General features: G+C 30.1%; 11 protein-coding genes. 10 read left to right on the forward strand and 1 reads right to left on the reverse strand.

Annotated features, from left to right (window positions below):
• Positions 1-133 precede the first annotated feature (133 nt).
• The 9 genes from CK556_RS00265 to CK556_RS00305 all read left to right on the forward strand — a co-directional run bounded on the left by CK556_RS00265 (position 134) and on the right by CK556_RS00305 (position 10,767).
• Positions 134-1,492: an FAD-dependent oxidoreductase gene (locus tag CK556_RS00265; protein WP_027875814.1), complete on the forward strand. Its 1,359-nt coding sequence runs from the start codon at positions 134-136 to the stop codon at positions 1,490-1,492.
• Between the two features lie 3 nt (positions 1,493-1,495).
• Positions 1,496-2,500: a lipoate--protein ligase gene (locus CK556_RS00270; protein ID WP_027875813.1), complete on the forward strand. Its 1,005-nt coding sequence runs from the start codon at positions 1,496-1,498 to the stop codon at positions 2,498-2,500.
• Positions 2,501-2,513: 13 nt separating this feature from the next.
• On the forward strand, positions 2,514-3,626 hold the full coding sequence (gene pdhA / locus CK556_RS00275; RefSeq protein ID WP_027875812.1) for a pyruvate dehydrogenase (acetyl-transferring) E1 component subunit alpha: 1,113 nt from the start codon (positions 2,514-2,516) through the stop codon (positions 3,624-3,626).
• Positions 3,626-4,615: an alpha-ketoacid dehydrogenase subunit beta gene (locus CK556_RS00280; RefSeq protein WP_027875811.1), complete on the forward strand. Its 990-nt coding sequence runs from the start codon at positions 3,626-3,628 to the stop codon at positions 4,613-4,615. Before pdhA ends, CK556_RS00280 begins: the two co-directional genes overlap by 1 nt.
• Before the next feature lie 21 nt (positions 4,616-4,636).
• Complete coding sequence (locus tag CK556_RS00285) at positions 4,637-5,902, forward strand: dihydrolipoamide acetyltransferase family protein (protein ID WP_027875810.1); 1,266 nt, start codon at positions 4,637-4,639, stop codon at positions 5,900-5,902.
• A gap of 15 nt (positions 5,903-5,917) precedes the next feature.
• Positions 5,918-7,738 (forward strand): dihydrolipoyl dehydrogenase, encoded by a 1,821-nt coding sequence (lpdA, locus tag CK556_RS00290; protein ID WP_027875809.1) that lies wholly within the window; start codon positions 5,918-5,920, stop codon positions 7,736-7,738.
• Position 7,739: 1 nt separating this feature from the next.
• Positions 7,740-8,708: a phosphate acetyltransferase gene (gene pta, locus CK556_RS00295; RefSeq protein ID WP_027875808.1), complete on the forward strand. Its 969-nt coding sequence runs from the start codon at positions 7,740-7,742 to the stop codon at positions 8,706-8,708.
• Position 8,709: 1 nt separating this feature from the next.
• Positions 8,710-9,900, forward strand: coding sequence for an acetate kinase (locus CK556_RS00300; RefSeq protein WP_027875807.1), 1,191 nt, complete (start codon positions 8,710-8,712; stop codon positions 9,898-9,900).
• 66 nt (positions 9,901-9,966) lie between these two features.
• Positions 9,967-10,767, forward strand: a complete 801-nt coding sequence (locus CK556_RS00305) for a pyrroline-5-carboxylate reductase family protein (RefSeq protein ID WP_027875806.1) — start codon at positions 9,967-9,969, stop codon at positions 10,765-10,767.
• Positions 10,768-10,794: 27 nt separating this feature from the next.
• Here CK556_RS00305 and CK556_RS00310 read toward each other — a convergent pair whose 3' ends face one another.
• Complete coding sequence (locus CK556_RS00310) at positions 10,795-11,394, reverse strand: FMN-dependent NADH-azoreductase (protein ID WP_027875805.1); 600 nt, start codon at positions 11,392-11,394, stop codon at positions 10,795-10,797.
• Between the two features lie 88 nt (positions 11,395-11,482).
• On the opposite strand from CK556_RS00310, the gene CK556_RS00315 reads away from it, so the two are divergent.
• Positions 11,483-12,280, forward strand: a complete 798-nt coding sequence (locus CK556_RS00315; protein WP_027875804.1) for a TatD family hydrolase — start codon at positions 11,483-11,485, stop codon at positions 12,278-12,280.
• The last annotated feature ends 15 nt before the right edge of the window (positions 12,281-12,295 follow it).

The following is a 12,295-nucleotide window of genomic DNA, read 5'->3' on the forward strand; positions in this document are numbered from 1 at the left end:
TTTAAACAATAAGAGTATAATAATATTTAGGAATATTTTTTATATTTTTTTGTTATTTTTGAAAAATTTTCCAAAAAAGAATAAATAGTAAAGATATTTTTTCTATAAAAATATTTTAAAAAGGAGTTATTATATGAAAGTTATAGTTTTAGGTACTAACCACGCAGGAACTACTGCTGTTAGAACATTAAAAAGACTGAACCCAGAAATTGAAGTTGTAACATACGACAGAAACGATGTTATTTCTTTTTTAGGTTGTGGAATAGCCTTATGAGTTAAAGGTGAGGTTAAAGATCCAAACGGTCTATTTTATGCAACACCAGAAATTTTAGAATCAGAAGGCATTGTTGTTAAAATGAAACACGAATGAGTTTCAATTGATGCTGACAAAAAAACCGTTTTAATTAAAAATTTAGAAACGGGTGAAACATTTGAAGATAGTTACGATAAAGTTATTGTTGCTACAGGTACATGACCATTATTACCACCAATCCCAGGATTGGATTTAAATGGTGTTCAAATTTGTAAAAATTATGATCATGCAAAAGTAATTCAAAAAGCTAACTTAGATGATTCAATTAAAAAAGTTACAGTTGTTGGAGCAGGATACATTGGAGTTGAATTAGTTGATGCATTTGTTGCTCATGGTAAAGAAGTTACTTTAGTTGACTTTGCTGACAGAATTATGCCTGTTTATTATGATGCTGAATTTACAAAACATGTTGAAGACAGAATGGAAAAAGCTGGAGTTAAATTAGCTTTAAGCCAAGGAGTTAAAGAATTTAAAGGAACAAATGGTAAAGTTACTCATGTTGTTACAGATAAAGAAGAAATTGCAACTGATTATGTAATTTTCTCAGTTGGAGTTGTTGCTCAAACTAAACCTTTAGAAGGTGTTGTTGAATTAAGTGACAGAAAAGCTGTTATAACAAATGATTACTGTCAATCATCAAACCCAGATATATATGCAATTGGAGATTGCTCAACAGTATTTAATAAAGCATTAAATATGGAAATGCCAATTCAATTAGCTACTACAGCAGTTAGAACAGGTATTTTAGCAGCAGCTAATATTGTTAACGGAAATAAATTACCTTCACCTGGATTTACTGGAGCGAATGGTATTGAAGTGTTTGGATTCAAAATGGCATCAGCAGGTGTAAGTGAAACAAGTGCTAAAAAAATGGGATTAGATTATGAAGCGATTTTATTATCAGATTCAGATCGTCCTGAATTTATGTCAACATACAAAGAAGCTTGAATAAAATTAGTATGAGACAAAAAATCAAGAAAAATTATTGGAGCTCAAGTAGCCAGTGAAAACAACCATACAGAAATTATGTATATGCTTTCACTAGGAATTCAAAAAGAATTAACTATTGATGAATTACCATTAGTTGATATTTTCTTCTTACCTCACTTCAATAAACCATACAATTTTGTTACTTTAGCTGGTTTAGAAGTATTAGGGTTAAACTACTTTAAAAAATAATTAATGATTAATTTAATAATTTCAAAATCAAATGATCCAGCTTATAACTTAGCTGTTGAAGAATTTTTAACGTATCATTATTCAACAAATGATCCTATTTTGTATATTTGACAAAACAAGGACACTATTGTTGTTGGAAGAAACCAAAATACATATGCTGAAATAAACATTGCAGAGGCGATGAAAGATGAAGTAAAAATTATAAGAAGAAACACAGGTGGAGGAACAGTTTTCCAAGATATGGGAAATGTATGTTATTCACTTATTGTTAACAATGATATTGATTCGCAATCAAACTTTGAAGTGGCCTTAAAACCAATAATTGAATATTTAAGAAGTGAAGGTTTAAATGCAAACTTTTCAGGACGAAATGATATTGAAATAGATGGTTACAAAATTTCAGGGAATGCTCAGCTAAAAACAAATACAAAAATTTTACAACATGGGACATTATTGTTTGATGTTGAATTACCAAGAATTTTAAAATATTTAAATGTTGACCCAGAAAAAATCAAACATCAAAAGGTTAAATCTAAACCCGCAAGAGTTGCGAATATTAAAGCTATTTTAAATAGTTTAGATAAGGATATTGAACTTGAAGATTTTATTAAAAATATAATAAATAGCTACACTAAAAATGAAGAAATTAAATGAATAGAATTTAATGATTCACAGAACCTTGCTATTAAGAAAAGTTATGATGAAAAATATGCATTACGTGAATGAACTTTTGCTAAAAATGAAAATTTTGAAATAACAAACAAAAAATATTTAGAATCAAAAGGTTTGACTGAAATAAAAATTAATGTAGACAAAGGTAAAATTCAAAACATTAAAATATTTGGTGACTTTTTAGGTTACATAGGTACTGAAGCGCTTGAGTTTGCATTAATAAACGCTGATTATGATTATCATACAGTAAAAAATATCTTAGAAAAATTTTCATTAAAAGAGATATTTGGTGATAATTTTGAATCAGAAGATATTTTGAATTTAATATTCAACTAAGAAAGGGAAATATATGAAATATATAGGAAAATTTGATCCTCAAAAAGATGAAATTGTTCGTGTAATGGATAAAGATGGAAAAATCATTAATCCTAAATTAGCTCCATCTATTTCAGATGAAGAATTAATTAAAGCATATTCAATCATGAATCTTTCAAGAAGACAAGACGATTACCAAAACAAAATGCAAAGACAAGGAAGATTATTATCTTTCTTAACTTCAACAGGACAAGAAGCTTGTGAGGTTGCATATACAATGGTAATTGATCCAAAAACTGATTTCTTTGTTTCAGGTTATAGAAACAATGCAGCTTGATTAACAATGGGTCAATCAATTAGAAACATTATGTTATATTGAGTTGGAAACGAAGCTGGAGCAAAAGCACCAGATGGTGTTAATTCATTACCACCAAACATTATTATTGGTTCACAATATTCACAAGCTACAGGATTAGCTTTTGCTGAAAAATACCAAGGAAGAAATGGTGTTGCTGTTACAACAACTGGGGACGGTGGAATGAGTGAAGGTGAAACTTATGAAGCAATGAACTTTGCTAAGTTACATGAAGTTCCTGTTGTATTTATTTGTGAAAATAATAAATGAGCTATTTCAACTCCAACACAACAACAAACAAAATCATTAAATATTGCTGTTAAAGCAATTGCTACAGGAATGCCGTCAATTAAAGTTGATGGTAATGATTTCTTAGCCAGTTATGCTGTTGCAAAAGAAGCGGTTGATTTTGCAAGAAGCGGGAATGGTCCAGTTTTAATAGAGTTTGATACTTATAGACTTGGAGCTCACTCTTCATCAGATTCTCCAGACGTTTACCGTCCAAAAGGTGAATTTGAAGATAAAGTTCCTTATGAACCTTTGATAAGATTAAAAGCTTACATGATCGCTAAAGGAATTTGAAGTGAAGAAAAACAAACTGCATTAAACGAAGAACAAGATAAACACATTGCAGCAGAATTTGCTTGAGTTGAAGCAAATAAAAACTACCCAATTGAAGATATTTTCAATTATCAATATGCTGAAATGACAGAAGATTTAAAAGAACAATTAGCAGAAGCAAAAGAATTCTTTGCTAAATACCCAGAATCAAAAGACGGAGGACACCACTAATGGCAGTTATTAATAATATTAAAGCGGTTACTGAAGCTCTTGAAGTTGCAATGGAACGTGATAAAAACGTTATTGTTTTTGGTGAGGACGTTGGAACAGAAGGTGGAGTTTTCAGAGCTACTCAAGGATTACAACAAAAATTTGGAATTGAAAGAAGTTTTAATGCTCCAATTTCAGAAGCTATGTTTGCTGGTGTAGGAATGGGGATGGCAATGAATGGTATGAAACCAGTTGTTGAATTACAGTTCCAAGGATTAGGATTGCCAGCATTGCAAAACATTATTGCAAACATTTCACGTATGAGAAATAGAAGTCGTGGAAAATGAACAGCACCTATGGTTATTAGAATGCCAATGGGTGGTGGAATTAGAGCTTTAGAACACCACTCAGAAGCATTGGAAGCAATATTTGCTCATATTCCAGGTATTAAAACAGTTATGCCATCAACACCATATGATACAAAGGGTTTATTATTGGCTGCTATCGAATCACCAGATCCAATTATTGTTTTAGAACCTACAAAACTATATCGTGCATTTAAACAAGAAGTACCAGATGGTTACTACACAGTTCCAATTGGTGAAGGATACAAAATTCAAGAAGGAAATGATTTAACAATTGTTACTTATGGAGCTCAAACAGTTGACTGTATGAAAGCAGTTGAAATGATTAAATCAACTCACCCTTCAGCATCAATTGAATTAATTGACTTACGCTCAATTCAACCATGAGATAAAAAGATGGTTATTGAATCAGTTAAAAAAACAGGAAGATTATTAGTGGTTAGTGAAGCTGTTAGATCATTTGGTGTTCCAGCTGAAATTATTGCTACTGTTAATGAACATTGTTTTGATTCATTAAAAGCACCATTATCAAGATGTACTGGTTATGATGTTGTTATTCCTTATGACAGAGGTGAAGGATACCACCAAGTGAATCCACAGAAAGTTGTTGAATCAATCAAAAAAGTGCTTGATTACAAATTTTAGTTAGAGGGGAATTAGAATATTATGTTTAAAGTTAAATTTGCTGATATTGGAGAAGGACTTACTGAAGGAAAAGTAGCAGAAGTTCTTGTAAAATTAGGGCAAGAAATTAAAGAAGGAGATGCTTTATTTTTTGTTGAAACAGATAAAGTGAACTCAGAAATTCCAGCACCAGTTGGAGGAAAAATTGCAAACATTTTGATTTCTCAAGGTCAAGAAATTAAAGTTGGAGACGTAGTTATTGAAATTGATGATGGTAAAGGTGTTGCTGAAGTAACTCCAGTTGCTGAAATTAAAACAAAAAATGAACCAGTTGAAGAAAATGCAAGCGTTGTTGGTTCAACACCTGTATCAAATGACGTGATTGCTTCAAGAGCTACAGCATCAACAAAAAATGAAATTTCAAATAGTGGTGTAAAAGCAACGCCTCTAGCAAGAAAAGTTGCTGCTGATAAAAAAATAGATTTATCAACAATTAAAGGAACAGGACCTCATGGAAGAATTTTAGTTTCTGACTTAGATTCAACACCTGTAGTAAGTTCAAATTCTGCAACAAAACCAGCAGCATCTAAAACTGTTGAAATTGATGCACCTCTATCATGAGACTCAATCCCAATGAATGGAATTAGAAAAGCAACTGTTAAAGCAATGGTTAAATCTCATTCTGAAAATGCAGCATTCACAGGAATGAAAAATATTAACATAACTCCAACTTATGAAATGCGTGCAATGCTAAAAGATGGGTGTGAATCAAAAGGGATCAAACTTACTTACTTAGCATTTATTGTTAAAGCAGCAGCTAAAGTATTAGAAGAGATGCCAAATATTAATGTACGTATTGATACAGAAAATAATGCAATTTTACAAGTTCACAATATTAATATTGGTATTGCAGTAGATACAGAAAAAGGTTTAATGGTACCTGTTATTAAAGGTGCTAATCATTTAACTATTTTTGAAATAGCAAATAAAATTGGAGAATTAGCTAAAAAGGCAAGAGATGGTAAATTAGCTATGACTGAAATGAAAGATGCAACTTTTACAGTTTCAAACTTTGGATCAGTTGGGTTAGACTATGCAACTCCTATCATTAATTCACCAGAATCAGCTATTTTAGGAGTAGGAACAATGACAAAAACTCCTGTTTTTGTGAAAGATGAAATCAAAGCAGGATGAATCATGCCATTCTCAATGACATGTGATCATAGAATAATTGATGGTGGAGATGCCGGAAGATTCTTAATGAAAGTAGAAAATTATTTAAGTAATCCAGCATTACTATTAATGTAAAAGAGGAGAAGCAAGATGTTTAAAGTTAAATTTGCTGATATTGGAGAAGGACTTACTGAAGGAAAAGTAGCAGAAGTTCTTGTAAAATTAGGGCAAGAAATTAAAGAAGGAGATGCTTTATTTTTTGTTGAAACAGATAAAGTGAACTCAGAGATTCCAGCACCAGTTGGAGGAAAAATTGCAAAACTTTTAATTTCAGAAGGACAAGAAATTAAAGTTGGTGATGTAGTTGTTGAAATTGATGATGGTAAAGATTCAGTTGAAAAAACTTCAGCAGCACCAGCAGCTGAAGAAGAAAATGCAAGTGTTGTTGGCTCAACACCCGTATCAAATGATCTTATTCCTAGTAGAGGACCAGCACCAACTCAACAAGCAGCTCAATCAATTGTAAATCAACAACCTGTTGCTACAAAACACACAGACATTGAAGAAAGTTTTGATGTAATTGTTGTTGGAGCTGGAATTGGAGGCTATGTTTCAGCTATTAAAACAGCACAACTAGGATTAAAAACTTTAATTATTGAAAAACAATATTATGGTGGTGTTTGTTTGAATGTTGGATGTATACCAACAAAATCATTATTAAGAACAGCAAAAGTTTTTGAAGATATAGTTCATAAAGCTGCAAACTTAGGAATTGATATGAAAACAAAAGAAGAACCAAATATTAATTGAGATAAAGCACTTGAGCGTAAAGATGGTGTTGTTAATAAATTAACTAGTGGAGTTAAGGCTTTATTAACTAAAAATGGTGTAAAACAAATTATTGGTGAAGCATCAGCTTTAGATAAAAATACAGTTGTTGTTGAAGGAAAAAAATATCATTGTGATAATTTAATTATTGCTAGCGGATCTGTTCCAAATGAATTACCTTTACCTGGTTTTCCAGAAGGAAGAGAAAAAGGTTTTTTAATTGATTCAACAAAAATTCTTTCATTACCTAAAATACCAAAAACTTTAACTGTTATTGGTGGAGGGGTTATTGGAATTGAATTTGGATGTTTATTTGCAGCTTTAGGAACAAAGGTTACTGTTCTTGAAGGAGCACCTCAAATCCTTCCTATGTTAGATAATGAAGTTACTTCATTAATGACAAAAATATTAAAAGATAAATACAAAATTGAAATTTTTACTAACGCAAAAGTAAAAGAAGTAAAAGGAAAATCAGTTGTATTTGAAATTGATGGTAAAAATCAAGAAGTTAAATCTGATTACTGTTTAGAATCAATTGGTAGAAAAACAGTAACTAAAGGCTTTGAAAACATTGGTTTAGAATTATCAGAGCGTAAATCAATTATTGCGAATGAGTATGGTGAAACAAACTTGGATGGTGTTTATGCAATTGGTGATGTTACAAGTAAAATTATGTTAGCGCATGTAGCTTCACACGCTGGTATTGTAACTGCTAATAGAATAGCTAAAAAAGCTAATAAACCAGGGGCAGAAGATATGAAAATGGATTATTCAAAAATTCCAAGTTGTATTTACTCACACCCAGAAATTGCAATGATTGGTAAAACAGAACAACAATTAAAAGCTGAAGGAATTGAGTACAAAGCATTTAAATTCCCATTTGCAGCTATTGGAAAAGCATTAGCTGATGATGACACAACAGGATTTGTAAAAATTATTTGTGAACCTAAATATAAGACATTATTAGGAGCACATATTATTGGAAATAGAGCAACAGATATGATCTCAGAATTCACAACATTAATTGAATGTGAAGGAACTATTACAGAATTAGCAAGAGCTATCCACCCTCACCCAACAATGAGTGAAGCAATTGGGGAAGCTGCTGAAGCATTAGAATCAGGAAAATCTTTAAATCTATAATATGTATTCAGTAGAACAAATTAAAAAAATTCTTGTAAATTCAGATCATAAAAAAACTATTGTTTTACCCGAAGGTGAGGAACCAAAAATTCAAGAAGTAGCAAATACTTTAGTAAAAGAAAATATTTCAAAAGTGATTATGCTATTTCAAAAACATGAATCAATACCAAATACTTTAAATGAAAAAATTGAAGTTATTGCAATTGATAAACTTGACAAAGAGCCATTAGTTAAAAAATTTATGGAACTAAGAAAAGAAAAAACTAATTTGGAGCAAGCAACAAAATTAATGGAGCATGCAAACTATATTGGTGCTATGTTAGTTAAAATGGAAAAAGCAGATTGTATGTTATGCGGAATAACTTATACTACAGCTGATACTATTAGACCTGCATTGCAAATTATTAAAACATCACCAGATGTTGCTTTAGCAGCAAGTGTATTCATTATGAATAAAGGCGATGAGAATTATTTCTTTACAGACTGTGCATTAAACTTAAAACCAACAAGTCAGCAATTAGCTGACATTGCTAAAATGACAGCTAAGTTTGCACAATCGTTTGGTGTTCAAAATCCAGAAGTTGCAATGTTAAGTTATTCAACTGCAGGATCAGGAGCCGGAGAAGATGTTGTTCGTGTTAAAGAGGCTGTCGAACTATTAAATAGGGAATCAGTTGACTTTAACTATGCTGGAGAAATTCAATTCGATGCAGCATGGGATAAAGAAATTAGAGATAAAAAATTTAAAGATTGTAAACTAACTAAACAAACACCTGATGTGTTTGTGTTCCCTGACATTAACGCAGGAAACATAGGTTATAAAATTGCTCAAAGAATGGGTGGATACGAAGCAATTGGTCCATTTATCTTAGGATTTAATAAACCAGTTAATGACTTAAGCCGTGGTGCAACTTTAACTGATATTATGAATACAGCAATTATTACAATTTATCAAGCATTGGAGGCGTAGTATGATTTTAGTAGTTAATGCAGGAAGTAGTTCAATTAAATTTAGACTATTTAACGACTCTGATATTAAAAATCCAATTGATATTCTTGATGGCTTAGCTGAAAGAATAACAGTTGACGGAGCTGTTTCATTTAAATATGAAGGTAACAAATATGAATATAGTGTTGATTTACCTAATCATGAAGTTGCAATAAAATTTATTTTAGAAAAATTAATAGAACTAAATATAATTAGTAATGTTGATGACATTAATGCTGTAGGATTTAGAGTTGTTCATGGTGGAACAATTAGTAAATCTTCAATTATTGATGAAAAAGTTTTTGCAACAATTAAGGATGCAGTTAAATTAGCTCCTTTACATAATCCAGGAGCTATAACAGCAATTGAAGCTGTTAAGAAAGTTATGCCAAAAGCTAAAATGGTTGCTTGTTTTGATACTGCATACCATCAAACCTTGGCTGAAGAACAATATTTATATGCAACTCCATATTCATGATATACAGAACATGGAGTAAGAAAATATGGGTTCCATGGAATTAGCTATCAATACATAGCTGAAAAAATGGCTGAAGTATTAAATAAACCAAAGGATAAATTGAATTTAATTGTTTGTCACCTAGGAAATGGTGCAAGTATAACTTGCATCAAAAATGGTAAATCATTTGATACAACAATGGGACTAACTCCTCTCGCTGGTGTAATGATGGGAACAAGAAGTGGTGATATTGACCCTTCAATCATTGAATATATGTGTAAACAATTAAATGCAGATGTTTCAAAAATAACAAATATATTAAATAAAGAGTCTGGCTTGCTAGGACTAAGTGGAAAATCTAGTGATATGCGTGATGTGACAGGGGGATATTTCTCAGGAGATAAAGATTATCAAAGAGCTTTAAATAAATATACTCAAGTTGCAGCAGATTATATAGTCAGATTTGCTAATTTACTAGGCCATGATATTGATGGATTAGTTTTTACAGCTGGTGTTGGTGAAAATTCAATTTATACAAGACAATTAATTATTGAGAAATTACCTTTACTAGACTTAAAATTAGATCAAACTAAAAATGAAGAAAGCTATGGAGAATATAAATATATCTCAACTGCTGAATCAAAAATAAAAGTTTTAGCAGTTAGAACTAATGAAGAATTAATGATATGTAAAGATACATTAAATCTAATTAAATAAAATTTTTTAAATAACCTTTAAGGTTATTTTTTTATTGATAAAATTAAACATAAGAATAGAGGTACCATGAAAAAAGTTTTGTTTATAGGTCTTGGACATATGGGTTCATCATTAGTAAAAGGTGTTTTATCTGATAAAAATCACTTAATAGATGTTTATGGTTTTGATGCTATTAAAGAGGTGCAAGAAAAAGTTATAAGTGATATACCTGAATTAAAATCTTTAAAAGATTTAAAAGAAATTGAAATTAGAAATATTGACGTTATCGTCATAGGTACTAGACCTATAGATGTAGATCCGCTTTGTGAAAATTTAGATGAATTAGATTTAAAAAATAAGGTTATTGTTTGTATGGCAAATGCAGTAACTATTGATAGGCTTAGAAATAAGTTTAAAAACAATAAAGATATTTCTCTTATTAGGATGATGCCTAATATGAATGCTTCAATTCAGATGTCAGTAACTGCATTAGCAACTCAGAATGCAACTAAAGAACATTTAAAACTTGTCAGTGATTTATTTTCATTATGTGGAATAGTTGAGTTAGTTGATGAAGAAAAATTTGGAACGTTAACAGCAATTTCAGGTTGCTTACCAGCTTATTCATTTACTTTTCTTAAAGGAATTGTCGACTATGCTGTTCAAAATGGATTTGAGAAAGAGCAAGCTTATAGAATAGTTGAAACAGCAATAATAGGAAGCATAAAAAATGCAACAAATTCAAAAATAGATTTAAGAAAAATGATTGATCAAATTTGTGTGCCTAATGGTTCAACAATTGAAGGTCAAAAAGTTCTAGATGAAAATAAGTTTGAAGAAATCTTAAAAAAATGTTTAGATGCTGCAAACAAAAAGGCAACAAATTAAAAAGACAAACTTACAAAGTTTGTCTTTTTAAAACGCTTTAGCTGCTTTTTTAATTTCTTCTGAGATTGTTGAAACAATTTGATTTGGAGTTTGTGAGCCTAATGGTTCAACCTTAACTCCAGCCAATAAAATTGGATCACTGACCTTAGCTCCTAAAAATTCTCATGTTCCTTTTAAGTAAGCAACATGATCACCTCATGGATATCATCCTTTTGGTGCTCCCTGAGTAGCAAGAATTTGCACTTTTAATTTGTCTAGTAAACCTATGCTTGCACCTTTAGTTGAATATTTATAAGAAAAAGTTTGATTTGCCAATGCAACATGGTCAATATAATTTTTTAACATTCCTGAAACATGAAAATTATACATTGGTGCAATAATCAGAAGTTTATCAATTTCTTTAAGTTGATTAATATATTTCATTCCTTCTTCATCACTTCAGTATGTAGAAAAAGTTTCAGTTGTCAAAGTTTTTGTACCAACAATTAATTTATTTAAATCCAAAGTAATTATTTCATCATTTGGATTTGCTTGTTTGTACTCTTCTAAAAATATTCTAGCCATTTCATGAGAATTTGATTTTTCACTTGGAATAACTGATCCATTTAATACTAATAATTTGCTCATAAAAATAATCTCCTTTTTATTATTTTAATTATATCACTAAAAGTTTATAATCAATATTATGAAAACAACAAGCAAAGGGAATTAATAAATGAAAAATACTAAAATATTTGATGCTCATATTCATTTTAACGATAATTATAAATACCATGAAGAAATGATTGAAGATATGATAAAAGAAGCTTTTGATAATGATGTAGAAGGTTTTTTATGTGCAAGCTTTGATTTAGAATCAAGTATTAAGTCTGTTGAGTTGGCTAAAAAATATAAGTCAATTATTTTTTCAGCAATAGCTATACATCCAAATGATGTTTCAAAAAATAACTTGGAAGTTATGAAACAATTAGAAAACTTAATTTTAAATGAAGAGGTTGTAGCTGTTGGGGAAACTGGATTAGATTATTTTTATACAAAAGATGATATTGAACTTCAAAAAAAATTTTTTAAAGAACATATAAAATTGGCTAATAAATATAATAAAGTTTTACAAATTCACATTAGGGATCAAGTAGATGTTTATGAAGCATATGATGATGTTTTAGAGATCTTAAAAGAATCTAATGTTAAAAAAGTTATTATTCATTGTTTTTCCGCAAATCAGGAGTATGCAAATAAATTTTTAAATTTAGGTTGTTATATTAATATTGGAGGAGCTGTAACATTTAAAAATGCCAAGACATTGCAAGAAGCAGTTAAAATAATACCACTTGAAAAAATGCTAGTAGAAACTGATGCGCCATATTTAACACCTCACCCATACAGAGGAAAACTTAATGAGCCGAAACATATAAATCTTACCGTTAAAAAAATTGCTGAATTAAAAAATAAATCAAAAGAAGAAGTGATACAAGTTACAACTAACAACGCCAAACTAATTTTTAATATTTAAAAAAGTTTTATAATT

This window comes from Mesoplasma chauliocola (assembly GCF_002290085.1).
In the GTDB taxonomy this organism is placed as follows: Bacteria; Bacillota_I; Bacilli_A; order Mycoplasmatales; family Mycoplasmataceae; genus Mesoplasma; species Mesoplasma chauliocola.